The sequence below is a fragment of the Mesorhizobium oxytropidicola genome (genome assembly GCF_056174625.1).
In genome coordinates this window covers 6097127-6118190 of record NZ_CM149692.1, presented here as the reverse complement: position 1 = coordinate 6118190, position 21064 = coordinate 6097127, and the positions used below count along the sequence as shown (strand labels likewise).

15 protein-coding genes and 2 pseudogenes are annotated in these 21064 nt (G+C 63.7%); 3 read left to right on the top strand and 14 right to left on the bottom strand.

Translation table 11 applies throughout. The features are described 5' to 3' along the window. Positions 1–90 precede the first annotated feature (90 nt). From AC0V8S_RS30820 to AC0V8S_RS30800, 5 genes and pseudogenes are all read right to left on the bottom strand, one after another. Complete coding sequence (locus AC0V8S_RS30820) at positions 91–1755, bottom strand: ABC transporter substrate-binding protein (protein WP_475435256.1); 1665 nt, start codon at positions 1753–1755, stop codon at positions 91–93. Between the two features lie 261 nt (positions 1756–2016). Continuing rightward, on the bottom strand, positions 2017–3201 hold the full coding sequence (locus AC0V8S_RS30815) for a mandelate racemase/muconate lactonizing enzyme family protein (protein ID WP_475435254.1): 1185 nt from the start codon (positions 3199–3201) through the stop codon (positions 2017–2019). Position 3202: 1 nt separating this feature from the next. Beyond that, positions 3203–4305: pseudogene (locus tag AC0V8S_RS30810) on the bottom strand (mandelate racemase/muconate lactonizing enzyme family protein). Positions 4306–4340: 35 nt separating this feature from the next. Next, positions 4341–5033, bottom strand: coding sequence for a GntR family transcriptional regulator (locus AC0V8S_RS30805; RefSeq protein ID WP_095198773.1), 693 nt, complete (start codon positions 5031–5033; stop codon positions 4341–4343). A gap of 120 nt (positions 5034–5153) precedes the next feature. After that, positions 5154–5942, bottom strand: a complete 789-nt coding sequence (locus AC0V8S_RS30800; protein WP_475435252.1) for a HalD/BesD family halogenase — start codon at positions 5940–5942, stop codon at positions 5154–5156. Positions 5943–6043: 101 nt separating this feature from the next. Here AC0V8S_RS30800 and AC0V8S_RS30795 point away from each other — a divergent pair, with 101 nt between their 5' ends. After that, complete coding sequence (locus tag AC0V8S_RS30795; protein WP_475435250.1) at positions 6044–6952, top strand: LysR substrate-binding domain-containing protein; 909 nt, start codon at positions 6044–6046, stop codon at positions 6950–6952. A 64-nt stretch (positions 6953–7016) separates the two neighbouring features. On the opposite strand, the gene AC0V8S_RS30790 is transcribed toward AC0V8S_RS30795, so the two are convergent. After that, positions 7017–8168: an efflux RND transporter periplasmic adaptor subunit gene (locus tag AC0V8S_RS30790; protein ID WP_475435249.1), complete on the bottom strand. Its 1152-nt coding sequence runs from the start codon at positions 8166–8168 to the stop codon at positions 7017–7019. Positions 8169–8183: 15 nt separating this feature from the next. Next, positions 8184–11361: pseudogene (locus AC0V8S_RS30785) on the bottom strand (efflux RND transporter permease subunit). A gap of 88 nt (positions 11362–11449) precedes the next feature. Here AC0V8S_RS30785 and AC0V8S_RS30780 point away from each other — a divergent pair. Together AC0V8S_RS30780 and AC0V8S_RS30775 are read left to right on the top strand one after the other, a co-directional pair. Further along, the gene (locus tag AC0V8S_RS30780; protein WP_475435247.1) at positions 11450–11773 is read left to right on the top strand and encodes a hypothetical protein; all 324 of its coding nucleotides are present in this window, start codon (positions 11450–11452) and stop codon (positions 11771–11773) included. Between the two features lie 76 nt (positions 11774–11849). Continuing rightward, a complete protein-coding gene (locus AC0V8S_RS30775) occupies positions 11850–12440 on the top strand; it encodes a TetR/AcrR family transcriptional regulator (protein ID WP_475435245.1) in 591 nt (196 codons plus the stop codon). 333 nt (positions 12441–12773) lie between these two features. Here AC0V8S_RS30775 and AC0V8S_RS30770 read toward each other — a convergent pair whose 3' ends face one another. From AC0V8S_RS30770 to AC0V8S_RS30740, 7 genes are all read right to left on the bottom strand, one after another. Beyond that, a complete protein-coding gene (locus tag AC0V8S_RS30770; RefSeq protein ID WP_475435243.1) occupies positions 12774–13796 on the bottom strand; it encodes a LacI family DNA-binding transcriptional regulator in 1023 nt (340 codons plus the stop codon). A gap of 137 nt (positions 13797–13933) precedes the next feature. Then, positions 13934–14725 carry an ATP-binding cassette domain-containing protein gene (locus AC0V8S_RS30765; RefSeq protein ID WP_095198766.1) on the bottom strand — a complete coding sequence of 264 codons (792 nt, stop codon included), beginning with the start codon at positions 14723–14725 and terminating at the stop codon, positions 13934–13936. A 3-nt stretch (positions 14726–14728) separates the two neighbouring features. Continuing rightward, the gene (locus AC0V8S_RS30760; RefSeq protein ID WP_095198765.1) at positions 14729–15715 is read right to left on the bottom strand and encodes an ABC transporter permease; all 987 of its coding nucleotides are present in this window, start codon (positions 15713–15715) and stop codon (positions 14729–14731) included. Positions 15716–15835: 120 nt separating this feature from the next. Beyond that, positions 15836–16771, bottom strand: coding sequence for a substrate-binding domain-containing protein (locus AC0V8S_RS30755; protein ID WP_032929324.1), 936 nt, complete (start codon positions 16769–16771; stop codon positions 15836–15838). A gap of 228 nt (positions 16772–16999) precedes the next feature. Beyond that, entirely contained in the window at positions 17000–18034 is a 1035-nt protein-coding gene (locus AC0V8S_RS30750) for an ABC transporter permease (protein ID WP_475435240.1), read from the bottom strand. Further along, positions 18031–19563, bottom strand: a complete 1533-nt coding sequence (locus AC0V8S_RS30745) for a sugar ABC transporter ATP-binding protein (RefSeq protein WP_475435239.1) — start codon at positions 19561–19563, stop codon at positions 18031–18033. Before AC0V8S_RS30745 ends, AC0V8S_RS30750 begins: the two co-directional genes overlap by 4 nt. 103 nt (positions 19564–19666) lie before the next feature. Beyond that, a complete protein-coding gene (locus tag AC0V8S_RS30740) occupies positions 19667–20824 on the bottom strand; it encodes a fumarylacetoacetate hydrolase family protein (protein WP_475435237.1) in 1158 nt (385 codons plus the stop codon). Positions 20825–21064: the final 240 nt, after the last annotated feature.

Here is a 21064-nt window from a genome sequence, read left to right as displayed (position 1 = left end):
CGGCGCGCAGCGCCTTGCCTCGGCCTGACAGCGGAAGCACCAGCCCCCGGAGAGGGCTGGTAGTTGCGGGATGGGCTTGTCTGCCTCCGCTTAGGCCTTCGATGCCTTGTCGAGGAACAGCTGCGACATGGCGGTCGGCTGCACGCCGGCCACGCCTTTGGCCGTCGCCGTCAGGTAGTCGTAGAAATAGCCGAAGATGACAGGCGTTTCCTCGAGCAGCAGCTTCTGGATCTTGCCGGCGTCAGCCTTCTGCGCCTCTAGGTCGAGCGCGGCGATGTAGCTGTTCGCCAGCGTGTCGTAGTCCTTGTTCTTGAAGTGCGCGGCGTTCCAGGTGCCGTCGCTCTTCAGCGGTGCGGCAAGGAAAACGTTCGGCACACCACGGTGACCGTAGTCGGTGATGCCCATCACCGAATCCAGCCAGTTCGATTTGCCGAACACCGCGTCGCCGTAATACGCGCCCTGGTCGAGGATGTTGAGCTCGAGCTCGATGCCGATCTCCTTGACCCAGTTCTGGATGAGCTGGGCGTATTCAGGAATTTCCAGATAGCGCTCGGTGGTCAGGGTCACCTTGAAACCCTTGCCGGCGCCGGCTGCTTCCATCAGCTGCTTGGCCTGCGCTATGTCCTGCTTGCGCTGCGGCACGCTGGTATCGGTCGACGGATAGGCAGGCGCGAACGGGCTGTCATTGCCCGGCGATGCGCGGCCCTTCATCAGGCCGGCGACCAGCTTGTCGCGATCGAGGCTGAGCGCGATAGCGCGGCGCACGCGCGGGTCCTTGAACGGATCGGAATCGCAGCGCAGATGCAGTTGCTGGTGCGCGACAGACTTCAGGCTGATGATGTCGATGCTCGGATCGTTGAGCAGTGCCACGCCGGCCAGAACCGGCATCTGGTTGATGATGTCCACCTGTCCACCCTGCAATGCCAGGATCATCGGCTGCACGTCGGTGAAGAAGGTGAACTCGGTGCGATCCGGCAAGGCCTTCTCGCCCCAATAGTCGTCGTTGCGGACGAAGGAGGCGCCGACCTTGGCGGTGTATTTTTCGATCTTGAACGGGCCGGTGCCGTCGAAGCTTTTCTCGTAGTCGCCCTTGTAGCTCGCCGGGATGATGACGGCGTTGTAATTGTCCGACGACACCATGTAGGGGAAGTTGCCGTTCGGCGCGTCGAGATGGAATTCCACCGTGTAGTCGTCGACCTTCTTGGTGGCGCCCTTCTGCAGGATGCCGGTGAACACCGACAGGGCATTGGACGAGTTCGCCGGGTCGGCGAGGCGGTCGATGCTGGCCACGACGTCGTCGGCCTTCATCTCGCCGCCGGAGTGGAATTTCACACCCTTGCGCAGCTTGAAGGTCCACACCGTGCCGTTGTCGTTCGGCTTCCAGCTCTCGGCCAGTGCCGGCTTGAGCACGAGGTCCGGGCCATCGACGCAGAGGAATTCGGCAACCTGCTGCATGACCAAAAGGCCGCCGGCGTCGGCGATGGTGACCGGGTCGATGGCTGCCGCCGGCACGCTGCTGGCGACGCGGATGGTGGCGCCGGCTGCGCCCGCGGCGCGCGCCAGCGACGGCATGCCGCCAAAGCCGGCAGCCGTGGTGATGCCGCCCAGAAGCGGCAGCGACAGGCCGAGCAGGCTGCCGTGGCGAATGAAGTCGCGGCGGCTGACACGGCCGTCGACGAGACCGTCGATGAGATGGTTTTCGAGCGACGAGCGATTGCGCCGGATCAGGTCGAGAATGCGATAGTTCTTGCTCATGGGTTTAACCCTTTCCCCTGTTTCTTATGGCTGAAGATGCACTTCCGGTTGACGTAATTCCGAGGAGTTCTCCTGTCCCGGCCATCAACGAAGTCGGTCGACCGAGACTGTAGCATGCTGTCTTTTCTGGTCCATCCGATCCTTGCGGCGCAGGGGCCAGATTTTCTTGAGGCGATGCCTCCACCCGTCAGATCCTGCCGTGGCGATCCAGATCGCTGCGGCGGACCCTTGTTGTTGGCTAGTCTCCTTTCCTTCTCGGTCCTAATTGAGCGGCAGGCGGCGATATGTGCCGGGCTTCGCCGGGTCGTGATATTTGTTGCACGGGCCGTTCTCGACGAAATCGCGATGGCAGGCCGCGAGGTTTTTCCGCGACAGCGTGACACCGAGACCGGGTCCTTCCGGCACGCGCACGACATTGTTCCTCGGCGAAAACGGCCCTTCCTCGGTGATGTCCATGGGCTGCATGCGAAACAGCGACTGGTTCGGCTCCCGGATCCAGCCGAGCGCCGCGCACAGATGCAGATAGGCCGCGCTGCCGATGCCGCTGTCGCCGCTGTAGCACCAGAAATCGACACCGGCGTGCTCGCAGGCGCCGACGAAACGCAGCATGCGGCCGATGCCGCCATGCGTCGTCGGATTGCCGACGAAGGCGTCGGGAACCTTGAGGTCCATGGCGCGCGCAATGTCGATGTTGTGGGTCGAGAACGGGATCGAGCAATGCTGCCGCAACTGCCGCATCTCCTCGATCGTGGCCACCGGATCCTCCCAGTTGCGCACGCCGAGATCCTCCAGCGGCCGCGCCAGCCGCCTGGCCGTCGCCAGCGAATAGGCCTGGTTGGAATCGATGCGGATCATCGCCTCGTTGCCGAGTCTTTCGCGGATCAGCTCGACCATTCTCAGCGAGACTTTCGGGTCTTCGGTCGAGAATTTGCCTTCGAAGAAGGTCGTGCCATGCGTCTCGTGCAGTTCGACGCAATAATCGGCGACTTCGTCCGGCGTCGTCTCGCCTTTCACCTTGGGTCCGTCGCCGCGCAGCGAAAAATAATCGGTGAAGGGGATGTCCTTGCGCACCGCGCCGCCGAGCAGCTGATAGAGCGGCTGCTTCCACGCCTTGCCGCGCAGATCCCACAGCGCCATCTCGATGGCGCCGAAGGCCATGATGCGGGTGCGGTCGTTGATCGACTGCACGCCAGTCCAGTAGGGCAGGCAGACATGCTCGGCGCCGGCTATGTCGAAGGCATCACGGCCAACCAGGCGCTCGGCCAGAACACCATTGATGATCGCGGCCGCCGCCGGCGTCGGCGCCTCGCCGAGGCCGATCAGCCCATCCTCGGTCTCGACCTCGACAATGGTCTGTGAAAACCCGTCGAGTTCGCCGAACACCCAGCCATAGGGCGCTTCGAGGCGCAGATTGATCGGCGTGGCCTTGATGCTGCGGATTTTCATCTCAGCCAATCTCGAAGAACGGCTTGCCGAGCAGGCTCGGGTCGACGTCGATGCCGAGGCCGGGCCCGTCTGGAATGCCCATATGGCTGCCGGTGACCGGCGGGGCGTTGAAGGCCGTGCGCACCGTCACCCATTCGTGGAAGGCAATGGCATGCAACCGCCGCTCTTGCGGCGTCGACAGCGACAGATGTGCCATTGCCGCCGTGTCGATCTCGGCGCCGCCAGTGTCCTCAACCGTGATCATGAAGCCGAGGTCGACGGCAACGTCGCGGATCTGGCGCGTCTTCGTCACGCCGCCGAGCCGCGAGATTTTCAGCGTCAACCCGTCGGCGGCGCCCAGGCGGTGGATCTCCAGCATTGCCTCGAGCGAGATGACGGATTCGTCGAGCACCATCGGCTTGTCGAGCATGCGGCGCACCGACATGTTCTCCTCGATCGTCGTACAGGGCTGCTCGAACGTGTAGTCGATGCCACGCGTGGCATCGGCGAACTGCCGTGCCTGATACGGTGTCCAGCCGGCATTGGCGTCGCAGAAAATCACCGTACCTTTCGGCACGGCCGAGGCGACTGTCGTGACCCGCTCGATGTCGTCGTGCACATTGCCACCGACCTTGACCTGCAGACGGCGACAGCCCTCTGCGATGATCCTTTTTGCCAGTGCCGCCATCTGATCGAGCGTGCCGTGGGTGACGACCCGGTAGGTCTCCGCCATATCGCTCTCGCGGCCGCCGAGCATGGTCACCAGGGGCACGTCGGCGGCGCGCGCGGCGAGATCCCAGCAGGCCATGTCGAGCGCCGATTTGATGTAGGGGTGGCCCTTGAACACCGTGTCCATCAGCCGGCCGATGCTGGCCAGCCCACGCGGATCGTGGCCGATAAGATGCGGCGCGATTTCCGGCACGCCGGCGCGGGCGCCGGCCGGGAAGGCGGCCGATAGAAATTGCCGAGCGGCGCCATCTCGCCCCAGCCGGTCACGCCGCTATCGGCGGTGATGGCGACGATCACCGCGTCGAAGCAGTCGGCCTCGCGCCCCTTGGACATCCGGTAGGGCCCGTCCACGAAGGGCTGCACGACATGGTAGGCTTTGATGGTTTCGATCCGCACGTGTCTGTCCGTTGGCTACAATTTCTGGGGAATGATCAGGCGCCCCTCGATGGGCGCTGTTCGAGGCCGCGTGCGTAAGAAAGCAGCTGTTCGAAATCGAGGTGGATATGCTCGCGGGCGTGGCGCTGGGCAGCGCGCATATCGGTGCCCTTCATCAGTTGCACGTAAGTCTCATGGACGTCCTCGGCCGGCACCGGCTCGTTGCGCGCATGCTGGTGTAGCGCGAAATACATCTGCAGCCGGCTGGTCAGCCGCTGCCAGGTTTCCAGCAGCACGGAATTATCGGCCCATTCATAGATCAGCCCATGCAGCTGCAGCGCTGTTTCGATCTGCCTTGTGGTGTCGAGGTTGCGTGTCGCCTGCTTCACCGCTTCGTGGCGACGGTCAAGTTCATCGAAGAAACGCTGGTCGCGCAGCGGCCATGTGCGCTCGATAGCGAACTCGTCCAGCACCTGGTTGAGCGAATAGGCATCGTCGATGTCCTTGGCGGTGACATCGATGACGAAGGTGCCGGCATAGGGAATGCTGGTGAGGAGACCTTCCTGCACCAGCTCGCGCATCGCCTCGCGCAAGGGCGCGCGGCTGACCCGCATCTGCTCGGAAATCCGGAGCTCGTTGAGCTTCTGGCCGGGTTCCAGCTGACCGGTCAGGATCGCGCGCCGCAGCAGCGCGACGATTTCGGCGCGGCGCGTCGTGTCGGCAATCGGGCTGAAATCCGTCTTCACCATCCGGCCACTCCAGCGAAACAGAAGACAAGACAATCAGATTGTCGACAATCTAACAAGATGGCATTTTCGGATTTTTCATCGCCGCCCGGAAAGCCGACCCAGATGCGATTGGGCGGCCGCTCAGGCGGCGCGGCCGTAGAAACCGACCCGCTCCTCGGCGCTGAACATCACACCGGGCTTCTCAAAGTAGGAAAACACGGTGATAATGCGCTCACGCTCGCCTTCGACCGTGGTGACGCGGTGCGCGGTGTTCTTGCCGCGGAAGACGTTCAGCGTCCCCGGCTTCATGCGCAGGATTTTTGCGTCGGGATCGCGCCCTTCGAGCAGCCGGGCTACACCCTCATAGTTCGGGTTGTCATCCGACCTCAGATCAGTGCGGTATTCGAGGTCGCCGCCGCGTTGCGACTGCTGCAGCAGCAGCGTCGTGGTGAATTCCGAACGGTCGAAATGCCAGTTCAACGCCTCGCCGGCGCGATAGGCCATGACGTTGGTGCGGGCCAGCGGATCCTGCATGACATGCAGTCTTTCCTTGCCCATCGTCGCCGCCAGGAACCGCACCAGCGGTTCATACTCGTAGATGGCAAGCACGGTGCTGCCGGGAATCTGGTCGGCGCAGACAGTGTGGCTGATGGTTTCGACCTTGCGCAAAGCGGGATGGTCGGCCGCGAGTTCGGGGATATCGGGCTTGAAGTAGATGTTGTGCATGCGCTTGTGGACATGGGACTGCGTGTCCATCACCGGCTTGATTTCCCGCACCGCCTGTTCGGCGACGCCAGGCCGCAGAAAACCTTCGAGATTGAACATGCCGTCGGCCCTGAGGGCTTCGATGGATTGCTCGACGAGGCGGTTCCATTCGGCGCTGCCTTCACGGTCGAGCGGATAGCGGTCGAGATCGAGAATGTCTTTCATGTCGCGTGCTCCATAGGTTGGGTACAGAAGATGGCAAAAAATTCTTTCTCTCAACGGGGAAAATTATTAGGATTGCCCAAGAAAAACTTGTGGAGCCTGGCGTGGAGAAACTGCCGCCGCTGAACGCGATCAAGGCCTTCGAGGTGGCCGCCCGCGCCGGCAGCTTCACTTTGGCCGCGAGCGAGCTTGGCGTGTCCTCGGCGGCGGTCAGCCAGCAGATCCGCAATCTCGAAACCTGGTTCGGCAAGCAGTTGTTCGTGCGCACGGGCAACCGCATCACGCTGACAGATGCCGGCCACGCCATCTATCCGCAGACCGCGCGTGCGCTGGGCGACATCGCCGCCATCGGCCAGCGCATGCTGGAAGGCGGCTTGAGGACGCGTCTGGTCGTCAGCGTGCCGTTTTCGCTGGCCGAGTTATGGCTGGCGCCGAGGCTGGCAGCACTTCTCGAGGCCTTTCCACATATGGCGATCGATGTGCGGGCGGAAGACGATCCGATCGACCTGATGCGCCAAAATGTCGATCTGCGCATCTCCTATGGCGACTATCACTATCCCGGCCTGCGGATGGTCCGCCTTGTCCATGACGATGTGCTGCCGGTCTGCACGCCGGAGTTCTGGCACCGGCACGGCAATGGCGATCCGGGGCTCACGGATTTGCATGAGAGCCTGTTCATCCACACCAATTGGGGGCCGAACTATGCTTCGCACCCGAGCTGGGCCGACTGGTTCGCGGCATGTGGCGGCAGCCGCTCGCCCGACCCGTCGCATGGGCGGCGTGTCGGCCTGTCCAGCCTGGCGATCGCTTCGGCGAGGCTGGGTCTGGGCATCGCGCTTGGGCAGCGGGTGATGGCGCAGGCCGATCTGGAGGCAGGGCGCCTGATTGCGCTCTCGTCAGTCTCGGTGCGTCTCGGTCACCCCTATTGCGCCTTCATGCCGCCGGCCAAGGCCGATCGCGCGGATGTCGCCGCTCTTGTCGGCCTGCTCGTGAAAGCGGCGCCCACGACTTGAAAAAATGGCGCCCCGACCTGTGGGAAGGCCGGGGCGCCGCGCAAAAACCGGGCCTGCGGGGGATTCAGGTAGCCGGTTTCTGTGGCAGTGGCGAGATCGGCATTCCAGGTCCGATCTTCTGCAGATTGCCCGTGATCACCTGGTCGCCTTCCGAGACGCCGCTCAGGATCGCCACCAGGTCACCGCTGGTTGGGCCGAGCGAGACCAGCCGCTGGTCGACCGTGTTGCCCTTGCCGACGACGTAGAGATATTTGCCGAGCTGGCTCGAACCCAGCGCCGTCTGTGGCACCATCAGCGCATCGGGCTGCTCCTTGATATGCAGCCGCACGCGAACATATTGGCCAGGCATCAGCATGAACTTGGCGTTGCCGATGGTGGCGCGTGCGGTGATCGTGCCGGTCGAATGGTCGACCGTGTTGTCTATAAAGGTGAGTTCGCCCTTCTGGGTGGACTCAGTCTCACCTGGCAACAGAACCTCGACGTCGATCGGGCCGGCCGCGCGGGCCTGCTCGATCTCAGCCAGATCCGTCTCGCTCGGATTGAAGGTGACATAGATCGGGTCGAGCTGAACCAGCGTGTTGAGCACCGTGCCGGCGACGCTGACCAGCGTGCCGACCGAAGCCTGGTTGCGGCCAAGGCGCCCGGTGAACGGAGCATGGATCTCGGCGTAGCTCAGATTGAGTTCCGCCGTGCGCACGGCCGCCTGGTTGAGCGCCAGCGACGCCTGCGCTTCGCGCAAGGTGCTGGTGCGCTGGTCGAAGCTGTCCTTGTCCAGATAACCGCTCTTGGCGAGCTCGGTGCCGCGGCCGAGATTGGACCGCGCATAGTCGAGCGTTGCCGTATCGCGCTGGACCTGGGCTTTCGCCTGGTCGAGCGCAGCCTGGAAGTCGTCAGGCGAGATCTTGTAGAGAATGTCGCCTTGCCGGACATCGGCGCCGTCCTGTGCCGTCTGTTCCTGCAAATAGCCGGGCACGCGCGCCTGCAGCGTGATGCTGCGGATCGGCTCGATGCGGGCGGCATAGTCGAGATAGATCGGGATCGTCTTCTTGACGACGTTTGCCACCGGCACCGGCATCACGAATGCCGCAGGAGCGGGCGCAGCCCCAGCCGTGCTGGCGCTCAGCCTGAGATTGCCCATGTCGAGCAGGTGGACGCTCGCCACCGAGATGGCACCCAGCGCGACAGCCGTTCCCAACGCAATTTTCCATTTACGCATAATATTTCTCCAATCTTATTCGGCCGCTTCCGCCAGGGGAGGGAAGGCGGGTTCGGCAGTTGGTTCAGTACTGCTTGGAGGCGGGCTCGCCGCTTTCGCGGCGCTCCCGCAACTGTTCGATGACCGCGTAGAAGACCGGCACGAACACCAGCGACAGGATGGTCGCGGCGACCATGCCGCCAAACACCGTGGTGCCGATCGACTGGCGGCTTGCCGCGCCGGCGCCGGTCGCGAACATCAGCGGCAGCACGCCGAGGATGAAGGCGAACGCCGTCATCAGGATCGGCCGGAGTCTCAGCCGCGCGGCTTCCATCGCCGCCTCGACGATGCTGAGGCCCTCCTCGCGCCGCCGCCTGGCGAACTCGACGATCAGGATGGCGTTCTTCGCCGCCAGGCCGATCAGCATGACGAAGCCGATCTGCGAGTAGACGTCGATCTGCATGCCGCGCACCCACAGCGCCGCGAACGCGCCGAACAGTGCGAGCGGCACGGCGAGCAGCACCATGAACGGCATCGCCCAGCTCTCATACTGCGCCGCCAGGATCAGGAAGACGAAGACGATGGCGAGGCCGAAGACGACGGACGCGATCGATCCTGCCTTGAGTTCCTGGAAGGTGATGCCGGTCCATTCGAAACCGAAATCCCTGGGCAATGCGGTGGCCGCGGCCCGTTCCATGGCTGCGACCGCCTGGCCCGAGGAGAAGCCCGGTGCGGCACCGCCATTGATCGAGGCCGAGGCGTTGTTGTTGTAGTGCGGCACGGTCTCCGGCCCGACGAACGGCACCAGTTTGCCCAGCGTGCTGAGCGGCACCATGCCACCCGACGCATTGCGCACATAGAGCCGCGAAATGTCGGCCGCGCCCGCACGTGCATCCTTGTCGGCCTGGATGGTCACCCGGAAAGTGCGGCCGAACAGGTTGAAGTCGTTCACGTAGAGCGAGCCGAGATAGATCTGCAGCGTGTTGAAGACGTCGGGCAGGTTCAGGCCGAGCAGTTTGGCCTTGCTGCGATCGAGGTCGTAGTTGAATTGCGGCGTCGAGGTCGAGAACGGCGAAAACAGCTGCTGCGGATTGATTTCCGGCTGCTTGCGCGCCTCGGCGATGACGGCTTGCGTCGCGTCGTTGAGGGCCGTGCTGCCGCGACCGGTGAGATCCTCGACGACGAATTCGAAGCCGCCCGTGGTGCCGATACCAGGGATGGAGGGCGGATCGAAGCTCAGCGCAAAGGCTTCCGGTATCTGCAACAGCTTGCCACGCACATCGGCAACCAGCTTCGATGCGCTCTGGTCGGGAGTACGCTCCTCCCAGGGCTTCAGGATGGCAAACTCGACCGCCGAGTTCGACTGCGCGGCACTGGTCAGGAAGTTCAGGCCGCTGATCGAGCCGACAATGTCGACGCCGGGCGTCGCCTGCAGGATGTCGCGCGCCTTCTGGGCCACCGCGTCGGTGCGCTCAAGCGAGGCGCCGTCGGGCAACTGGATGACGACGAAGAAATAGCCCTGATCCTCGACCGGAAGGAAGGTCGAGGGCAGTTTCTGCCAGACGAAATAGGTGGCAACCAGGCCGGCCGCGAACAGGCCGAGCATGATCCAGCGCAAGCGGATAAGGATGCGCACGCCATGGGCGTAGGCATGCGACAGTTTGTCGAAGCCTGTATTGAACCAGCGGAACAGCACGAACTGCGTCTCGCCGCGATGGCGCAGGAAGGCTGCGCTGAGTGCGGGGCTGAGCGTCAGCGAATTGAAGGCGGAAATGCCGACCGAAATCGCCACCGTCAGCGCGAACTGGTTGTAGAGCTTGCCGGAAACACCGGGAATGAAGGCGACCGGCACGAACACCGCCATTAGCACGGCGGTGGTGGCGATGATCGGCCCGGTGACTTCGGCCATGGCAGCCTTGGTCGCCGCCAATGGTTTCAACCCGGCCTCGAGCTGTCGTTCGACATTCTCGACCACCACGATGGCATCGTCGACGACAAGGCCGATCGCCAGCACCATGCCGAGCAAGGAGAGCATGTTGAGCGAGAAGCCCATCATCTCCATCACGACCAGCGTCGCCACCAGCGACACCGGAATGGCGATGGTCGGGATGATGGTCGTGCGCCAGCTCTGCAGGAAGACGAACACCACGGCAACGACGAGCACCAGCGCTTCGCCGAGCGTGATCAGCACGTCATGCATCGACGCCGAGACGAAGCGCGTCGTGTCGTAGTGCATGGCGTAGGAGACGCCCTTCGGGAAACGGGCCGACAGCTCCTGCATCTTGTCCTTGACGCGCTGCTGAAGGTCGAGCGCGTTGGAACCAGGCATCTGGTAGACGGCGAGCACGACGGTCGGGTCCTTGCCGAAGAAGGCCGAGGACGAATATTGCAGCGCGCCGAGCTCGATGCGCGCGACGTCGCGCAACCGCACCAGTGAACCGGTGTCGGTGTTGGCGCGCACCACGATGTCGCCGAATTCCTTCGGGTCGCTCAAGCGCCCGACGGCGTTGACCTGCATCTCGAAAGCCGTGCCGGCCGGCGCAGGCGACTGACCGATCTTGCCGGCCGCCACCTGGACGTTCTGCTCGGCGATGGCATTTTGCACATCGACGGCGGTGATGCCGAGATTGGCGAGCTTGTCCGGGTCGAGCCAGACGCGCATCGAATAGCGCCGTTCGCCGAAGATCTGCACGTCGCCGACGCCCTGCAGCCGCTTCAGCGGATCGACGACCTGCAGATAGGCAAGGTTCGACAGCGCCACCGGATCGACGGACTTGTCGGGCGAGGTGAGGTTGACGATCAGCACAAAATTCGGGTTCTGCTTCTTGATCGTCACGCCGCCCTGGTTGACGATCGCCGGCAGCGACGACGCCGCCTGCGAGACGCGGTTCTGGACGTCGACGGCGGCGGTGCTCAGGGAATAGCCGACATCGAAGGTGATGGTGATGGTCGAGGAGCCGTCATTGGAGCTCGTCGACGACATGTAGGTCATGCCTTGCACGCCGTTGATCTGCTGCTCAAGCGGCGTCGTCACCGTGTCGGCCACGACCTGCGCGCTGGCGCCCGGATAGTGAGCGCTCACCACCACCTGGGGCGGCGTGATGTCTGGGAACTGCGAAACCGGTAGCAGGAAATAACAAATCGTCCCGGCGAGCACCATGATGATGGCGATCGCCGAGGCGAAGATCGGACGGTGGATGAAAAAGTTTACCACGACACACATGCCTCGCCGGCTGCTGTTGCCCGCCCGAAGGCGCTGGCAAGCCTGGACAATTGGCCGTGCCCGTCACGGGAGGCTTCCCGTGAACGCAGCAACGGCACCTCGCGGCGCTGCCCATCGGCAAGCGAGCGAAGCATTTCTCGAAGGCGCGGGGGTCGACCCCATCTGCCTTCATGACCAGCCGGATCATCGGATCCCGGACGGCCTCATCTATGGTAAGATCGCGGCGCTGTGGCATTGGCCGGCTCCTTGTCTGTCGATTCGCAGCCCATGCTCGCGAACCGTTTTTCATCTCTTCACCGGCCGGAGCCGCATGAACCGCAGTTTTTCGCCCATTCCGATCTGGCAGGACCAGTTCACGGCCTTGTTATTGACGGAAGGCAACATAGGTGTTACCAGTAAGTAACATCTGCATAGTTACAGACCGGTAACACCCTAGTCAAGAGGTGGCCGTGGTTTTTAGGAAACGAAAGGAGATCATGATGACAGACGGCGTCGTGGAGCGCCCGCGTCCCAGGGATCGAATCCTGGAGACGGCGCGTGACATGTTCCACAAGCACGGCATCAAGGGCGTCGGCGTCGACGCCATCACCGAGGCTGCCGGCACGAACAAGATGACGCTCTATCGTCACTTCGAATCCAAGGACGAACTGATCGTCGAGTGCCTGCGCGCCAATGCGGCCAAGGCTGGTGCCATGTGGGAAGGGTTCGAAGCCGAGTTTCCCGGTGACAAGCTCGCGCAACTCCATGCCTGGGTTCGCAAGGCCGCCGTCATGCTCAAGGCTGACGGCCGTGGCTGCGACATGGCCAATGCCGCCGCTGAACTGACCGAGCCGGACCATCCGGCCAGGCTGGTGATCAAGGAACTCAAGGAGGCCCAGCGCGAGCGCCTCGTGGCGTTGTGCCGGGATGCGGGCATTGGCCAGGCCGAACTGCTTGCCGATACGCTGTCACTGCTGTTTGAGGGCGCGCGTGTCAGCGTGCAGACGGTGGGTACCGAAGGGCCGAGCACGCAGTTCGTGCGCATGGCTGAAGGGCTGATCGTCTCCTTCCGGGGCACTGCCGCCGGTTGAATTGAACCGCCGCTGACGCGCCTTCCATCGTGCGGTCAAGCGCGGTGCGTGGCGCGTTTTGGCGTCGGCAAAACGGCTATTTCCCCCGTTTGAACGAAAAAAGCCCGCTGCCGGGAGGAGGTGGCAGCGGGCTCGATTTCGAATGTGGCGCGGGAGGAGGTGCACCCCATTCAGCGTCGGCATCGCATCTGGGAGGAGTAGATGGCCGACAACCAGAACCTACGAGTTGCCCAATGATTCGGCAACAATGAATTGTGCATAGCTGCTGTGCAGATTTGCCGTGTCAATTATCCTACAAATCCGGGAAACCGGCTTTACCCAAGCCGCCCTGCCTCATTGCACCGGCACGTTTTCCCTGAAGATCAGGCGCGGCTCGATGAATTTTCGCGTCAGATAGGGCGCCGATGAGGCGATGGAGCCGAGCAGGCGGATGACCGACTGTTCGGCGATCAGCCTCGCGTTCTGGTCGATGACGACGTCGGCGAGATCGTCGACGAGATAGCCGCGCGTTTCCCTCGTCAGGTCGTGGCAGATGAACACCGGCTTGCGATTGGGCCTGGCTTCGCGGATGGCTTTCGCAACGCCGGAGCGTCCGGCGCCGACGCAATAGATGCCGAGCAGTTCCGGTTCATTGTGCAGCGCCTTCATGGTCTCGGCGTAGCTGGCATCCGGCTCGTCATTGATCTCGACGGCGCTGGTCACGGTGAGGTTGGGGAATTCCTCGCCAAGCACGGAGCGGAAACCCATTTCACGCTCCTCATGGCCGCGATAGGAGCGCGAACCGACGACCATTGCCAGATGACCCTCGCGGCCGCCGAGGAAACGTCCCATGAGAAGCGCAGCCGTTCGCCCCGCCACCCGGTTGTCGATGCCGACATAGGCCGAACGAGGCGCGGCCGGAATGTCGGACACCAGCGTCACCAGGCGGATGCCGGCCTCGACAATGTCGCGCAGGATGTTGCGGGTTCGTGGATGGTCGACGGCGATGACACCGACGCCATTGGCTCTCAGCGACAGGTTTTCGACGGCGCTCTGCAGCGCGTTTGGCGAGATGCCGGCGAGGTTGTGGATCCGGCACGAAGCGACCAGCGGCAGGCGCGATGCATAGTCCTCGATGTGTCTTGCCAGATCCTGCATGAAGGCGTTGCTGCCGATCGGCAGGAAGAATTCGAGGTTGGCGGGCTTCGAGGGAAGCGTCACCTGGTCGGCTACCGGCAGATAGCCAAGCTGCTTGGCGGCCTCCATGACACGCTGCCGGTTGGCCGCACTGGCGCCGGGCCTGTTGTTGAGCACCCTGTCGACCGTCGCGGTCGAGAGCCCGCAATTCCTGGCGATGTCGGAGACGGTGGCCTTCATGCCGCAACCCTATGCGCCGATGCGATGGCGCGCCAGACGGGTGATGTGTCAGGCGATGTGATCTGAGGGACGCCTGATCGACACCCATCACCGCGATGCGCATTCGCCTGTTTCGACAAGACGGCTTCAGCCCATCCTCAGTGCGGCGGCTTGCCGTCGGCGATGGCGTCGCGGATTTCCTTGTCCGACATGCCGGTGATGATCCGCTCGACTTCCGTCACGGTTGTTTTCTTCGGGTCGATGTCGTCGGCGACCACCTTGCCCCGGCGCATGACGACGATGCGGTCGACCACCTGGAAGACATGGTGGATGTTGTGCGCGATGAAGATGCAGGAATGGCCGGAATCGCGGGCGCTGCGCACGAAGCTCAGCACGCCTTGCGTTTCGGCGACGCCGAGATTGTTGGTCGGTTCGTCAAGGATGATGAGGTCGCTGTCGAAATGCATGGCGCGCGCGATCGCCACCGCCTGGCGCTCGCCGCCCGAGAGCGAGCCGATCGGCGTCGTCGGCGGAATGTTCTTCGAGATGCCGACCTGTTTGAGCAGGTCGCGAGCGACAGTGTTCATCGCCTCCTGGTCCATGCGGTTGAGAAAGCGCGGCGGCTTGATCGGCTCGCGCCCGAGGAAAAGATTGCGGGCGATCGACAGTTGGGTGACCAGCGCGGAATCCTGGTAGATCGTCTCGATGCCCTGCGCGATGGCGTCGCTGGTGCTGCGCAAGGTGACCTTCTTGCCGCGGATGAAGATGTCACCGCTGGTCAGTGGCACGGCACCCGACAAAACCTTGATCAGCGTCGACTTGCCGGCGCCGTTGTCACCGAGCAGGCCGACGATCTCGCGTTCATTGACATGGAAATTGGCATCCTCGAGCGCCTGCACGCGGCCGTAGGACTTGCGGATGTTCTGCATGCGGATCAATGGCTCGGCCATGGTTCAAGTCCCTGCCTGATGCCGGCGTTCCAGCCATGAGTGGAGCGCCATCATGCCAAGGATGATCGCGCCGATGAAGATGTTGTAGGCAAGTCCGGGCACGCCGATCAGCACGATGCCATTGCGCATCACGCGCAGGATCAGGATGCCGAGCACCGTGCCGATAATCGTGCCGCGCCCACCGGTCAGCGCCGTGCCGCCGATCACCACCATGGCGATGACTTCGAGCTCGTAGCCGGTGCCGCTGTTGGGGTTGGCGGCGGAGGTGCGCAGCGAGGAGATGACGCCGGCCAGCGAAGCCATGAGCGACGACAGCACGAACAGGCCGATCTTGACGCGATTGACGTTGACGCCGCGCGCCCGCGCCGCGTTGGGGTTGCCGCCCGCCGCCTGGATCCAGTTGCCGGTCCGGCTCTGCGTCAGCACATAGCCGAGCGCGATCGCAGCGGCGATGAACCAGAACAGCGACATGTAGATGCGGAACGGCCCGATGAAGAAATCGCCGACCAGCGCTTCCGCCAGCCAGCTGCCTTCGGCGCTCCAGGTGCGCTGCGGAAAACCATCGGTGATGAAAAGCGCACTGCCGCGCACCACCAGCAGCATGCCGAGCGTCACCAGGAAGGACGGGATCTTGAGCTGCGTGACGAACCAGCCATTGATCAGGCCGATCAAGGCGGCGACCAGCAGCGCGACGACGAAGCCCATTTCCAGCGAGGTGACACCGCCATTGAACAGCGTCCACATCAGCACCGGCGAGAAACCGAACAGGGATCCGACGGACAGGTCGAATTCACCTGAGGTCATCAGCAAGGTCATCGCCAGCGCGATCAGGCCGAGCTCGACGGTGAAGGCCAGCGTGTTGGAGATGTTCTGCGGCGACAGGAAGTCGTGGTTGAAGCCCCAGAAAACGCCGATCTCGATGACGAGCAGCACGAAGGGGCCGAATTCAGGCCGCGCGATCAGGCGTTGGACAAGCGAATGATTTTCCACTGGGAACCCGCGACACGGTTGGAACGGGCCACGATCTCCCCACCTCGGATGGACAGGTCGCGGCGCAAGAAGAAAGCTGGCGCCGCGAGCCAGATGGGGCGCGGCGCCAGGGATGGCGGTTTATTTGCCGGACAGGATCTTGTCGTAGACCCCGGCGGTGTCCTTCTCATAGAGCGCGCCGGTGATGACGTTGAAGCCCGGAGGAATGCCTGACGCGGCCATGTTGGCGAGCGACAGCGCGACATAGCTGGTCGCCTGCGGGTCCTGCCACTGGCCGGCATTGACATAGCCGTTCAGCACTTCCTGCGTGGTGTCGAGCGAGTTGCCCCAGCCGACGACCGGGATTTCGCCCGGCTTGACGCCGACCTGGTCGAACACCCGCTTGATCGAGCCGGTGACGAGGTCGCCCAGCCCGATGATGGCGTTGACCTTGCCCTTGTGGGCGGTGAGGTAGTCGACCATGCGGTTGATCACCTCGGCCTGGTCGAGCGTCGCCTCGGTCACTTCATAGGTGATGCCGAGCGGTCCGAAGACGCTCTTGATGCCTTCCTCTTCCTGGACGCCATAGGTGGCGCCGGGGACCTCGACCGGCATCCAGACGAAGTCACCCTTCTTCACCAGGCCCTTGTCGACCAGATATTGCGCCCAATGCTTGCCGAAGGTGACGTTGTCGCCGCCGACATAGGCATTGAAATTGGCCTTTGGGTCGGGCGTGTTGAAGTTGATGATCGGGATGTTGGCCGCACGGGCTTCCTTGACGATCTCGACAAGGCTGCCCGGATCGGGGCTGGTGGTGACGATGCCGTCGGCCTTGGCCGAGAGCGCAGCACGAACCGCTTCCTGCTGGGAGGCGACGTCGCCATTGTGGAACGAGGTGTTGACGGTGTTGCCGGTGTCCTTGGCCCATTGCTTGGCGCCGGCCAGGAAGTAGGTCCAGACCGGATCGGCCGGGCCGCCATGCGAAATCCAGTAGAAGGTCTTGGCCTGCGCCGCTGCCGGAATGACCGTCAGCGCGACCAGCAGGCCGTAGAGCACAAGTCTCAGTCTTGTCAGCATTTGATTTCCTCCCGGTTGAAGATGATCCGTCCCTTGTTCCGGCTCCAGCCGGATTGCGTCTTTTGCCAGCGCCGCTCGGATGCCTCAGAGCATTCCCTTTTTCGACGGATGGCAAGCCTCCATCTGCAGATGTAGTTGGCGCCTGACGTGGCGCCATCAACGAACCCCATCAGATTGCATCAGTTGCGGTGACTTTTTTGAGGGCAGTCGGATGATTGGCGGCGAGGCTCAGCCGAGCGGATTGTCCCCGCTGTGTCCGGCGTGCCAGTGGCGCCACAGCCGGATCAGCCGGTCGATCGCCAAGGCAAGCATGACCAGGGCGCCGGTGGTGAAAGCGGCCCAGATGGGATCCACGCCAAGCAAGGTCATCGCGCTGAGGATCACCTGCAGGACCAGCATGCCGATCGCGGCACCGATGACGCTGCCGTTGCCGCCTGAAAGCGGTGTGCCGCCAATGATGGCCGCCGCAATCGCCAGCAGTGCAAACGTGCCGCCGTCACCGGGAGCAATAGCGCCCTGGGCGCCGAGGTGGATCACGCCGGCAAGCCCGGCCACCGCGCCCATCAGCACTAGCGTCAGCACCCTGACCTTGCCTGTTGGAATGCCGGCATAGGCGGCAGCTTGCGGATTGCTGCCCACGGCCTGGACCCGGTAACCGAAGCGGGTGCGGTGAAGCACGACATGCATCGCCAGCGCCAACACGACAAAGACGATGCCTGCCGCCGGCACCACAGTGAAGGCCTTGCCGGAAAGAGTAGTGAAGAAGCCGCTGCCTGAGCCCGGCGGTGCAATTGTCTGTCCCTTGCCGGCGACGAGCGACAGGCCCTGGATCATCCACCATGTGCCGAGCGTCACCAGCAGAGCCGGCAGACGCAGCGCGATCACCAGCAGGCCGTTGATCAGGCCAAGGCCGGCGCCAGCCGCGACACCCGCCAGCGCGGCAAGCCAGGGGGCCACTCCGGCAACCATCAGCAAGGCGGTGAAGGTCGCCGCAAGATGGAACACCGCACCGGCCGAAAGATCAATTTCGCGCGTGGCGAGCACGAACACCATGCCGATCGCCAGCAGGCCGGGCAGGGCGGCCTGGCCCAGCACCGAGAGCAGATTGGCCGGTTCGAGAAAAGAGGGGTTCAGCCAGCCAAGCAGTGCGAGCAAGACGGCGAGCGCAACGACAGCACCAGTCTCGGCCGGCAGCCGGATGCTGCGTCTGGTTTGATGGGTCGCTGACCCGGCAAGCGGCGGCGCGGTCTCGGTCCTGGTCATGCCGCACTACTCTCCCGATTGCTCCGACGGTTTTCGTCCACGGGCTTGCCCGACGTGATCAGCGTCAGAAGCCTTGCCACGTCCATTTCGTCGCCGGCGATTTCGCCGGCCAGCCTGCCCTGATGGAAAGCAAGGATGCGATCGCTGAGCCCGGTCAGTTCGGACAGTTCGCTGGAATGCAGGAGCACGATGCACCCGCTGGCCGCCATCTGGCGGATCAGGGCGTAGATTTCCTGCTTGCTGCCGATGTCGATGCCGCGGGCGGGATCGTCGAGCAGCACCACTTGCGGGCCGATCTCCAGCCATTTGGCGATGATCACCTTCTGCTGGCCACCGGCCGAAAGCGAGCCTGCCGGCATCTCCGGCGCGCTCCTGATGTGCAGCGCCTCGATCTGCCGCGCGGCGCGGCCGAGCGCCGCTTGGGGCGAATACCAGCGCGATCCCCAGTTGCGCGCACCGACGACGACGTTCGCCATATTGAAGGCGATCGACTTGTCGGGCATCAGCCCATTGCCGCGCTCGCCTGAGATCATGCAGATGTTGCGACGCGCCGCCTCCATCTGCGTCCTCGGCAAGCCGTCGCCATCGGGAAAACGCACCTTGCCCTGGCGCGGTTTGCGCAGCCCGAACAGCAGGGCAAGCAGGTCCCGCGCTCCGGAGCCGGCAAGCCCGACAATCTCGCCGGCGCGGGCCGTGAGGCTGACAGCGGAGAGAACACCACCGCCGAGCCCGTCAATGGTGATCTGCGGCCGCAGCGTGCCGGCGAGCGTCGGCAGGGCTCTGAGCGGCAGCGGGAACAGCGACTGGCGCAACTGGCCGATCATCGCTTCCTCAGAAGCCGTCAGCTCCTGCCGCGCCTTTGACAGCACGTCGCGGCCGTTGCGGATCACCGTCAGCTGGTCGGCGATGGCAAGCGCGTCCCCCAGCCGGTTCGACACGTAGAGCATGCTCATGCCCCTGGCTTTCAGCCCCCGCAGCACCGCGAACAGCCGCTCGCCCCGGCGCTGGTCGAGCTCCGAATTCGGGTCGTCAAGGATCAGCAGCCTCGGGTTTTCCAGAAGCGCGCGGGCGATCGCGACGAGTTGTCGTTCACCGGGCCCGAGATCGCCGAGCGGGGCATGGACATCGACATCGAGACCAAGCTGGCGAAGCAACTCGCGGCTGCGTGCCTCCATTTCGCGCTGCGAGATCAGCCCGTTGTGGACCGGCTCGCGGTTGACGAACAGATTGGCCAGCACCCGGCGCTCGGGAAACAGCCCCGGCTGTTGCAGGACCACGCCGATACCCAGTTTGCGCGCCGCGTTGGGGCTGTCGATCGTCGCGACCTTGCCGTCAAATTCGATGACGCCGCGGTCTGGCCGGACAATGCCCGCCAGCACCTTTGCCAGCGTCGATTTGCCGGCGCCGCTTTCGCCGACCAGCGCGTGGATCGAGCCGCGCTCGACCACAAGGTTCATGTCATCGAGCACAACCGTGCCGCCAAAGCGCCTGGCGACGGTGCGCACGAACAGAATCGGCGAATCGGACATCGGAACGGCCCCCCGACCGCACCGCGATCTTGAAACGCTTTGCGTCCGCCGTCACTGGGATTCCGCATAAAATTGTGTTGATTTCGACCGTTTTGGACAGGTTCTAGATAAAATCGGCCTTCGCCAGATCGCGCATTAAATGGCTGGCGCCGTAGGTCCAGTGCGGGCAATCGGGCGACAGCCGAACCCGGTTGACCAGCGCGCCGAATTTTTCCGACGAGATGGTGACGATGTCGCCGACCTTGTGGGTAAAACCCTTGCCCTTTTCGCCGCGGTCCTTCGACGGCACGAACATGGTGCCGAGATAGAGCGCCAGCCCGTCCGGATACTGGTGATGCGGGCCCATCGCGGCGGCAACCAGCTCTTCCGGCGAACGGCTGATCTCGGCCATCGAGCTTGCGCCCTCCAGCGAGAACCCATCCTCGCCCTCGACCTTGAGGCGCACGACAGCCTGCTTCACATCCTTGATCGAGAACGTCTCGTCGAACAGACGGATGAAGGGGCCAAGCGACGCCGAAGCATTATTGTCCTTGGCCTTGCCGAGCAGCAGCGCGGAACGCCCTTCGACGTCGCGCAAATTGACGTCGTTGCCGATGGTGGCGCCGACGATCCGGCCGCTTGAGGCGGCGATCATGGCGATCTCCGGCTCCGGATTGTTCCAGGTCGAGACCGGGTGCAGGCCGACATCGGCGCCGAAGCCGACCGAGGCCATTGGCTGGCACTTGGTGAAGATCTCGGCGTCGGGGCCGATGCCCACTTCCAGATATTGCGACCAGGCGCCGCGCGCAATCAGCTTGGCCTTGATCTCCATGGCTTCCGGCGAACCGGGCTTGAGCTTCGACAAATCATGGCCGATCAGCCCGGCAATGTCGGCGCGTATGGCGTCGGCCTTTTCCGCCGAGCCGCGCGCCTGTTCCTCGATCACCCGCTCGAGCAGGCTGACGACGAAGGTCACGCCCGACGCCTTGATCGCCTGCAGGTCAACCGGGGAGAGCAGATACGGCTTTGCCGGATCGCGTCCGGCTTCGAAACTGTTGGCCGCGATGGCGTCGAGCGAGCCGATCGGCTTGCCCTTGGCCGAGCGCACATGCCCCGCCGGATCGCCCAACTCGCAGATGTCGCGCACGGTCGGCGCCGCGCTTGAGGTGATGTCGAAGACGGTGCCGTCACGCACCGTGACGATCAGGGGATGGGAGGCATCGCCGCTCCTGGCGCGACCGACAAAGAGGCCCTCAGTGGGCAGATGCGTCGGGTTCGTCATGCGTGCGGTCCTCTGATTATTGACAATGCGGCTTGCCGGATCGGCGCGGCACTTTCACCGGATTCCGCTCAAAGGTCTATCCCATCGATAGCGATCCGAGCTGCTGTGTTCTGGCTGTGAAGTTCCGGCTTGCTGACGGTGGGGCCAGCGTTAGACGCGGTGGAAACCAGGGGATTTTCAAAACCATGAAACCTTCGACGGATTTTCATGCGGCACATCCAAATCCATATCGCTGTGGCC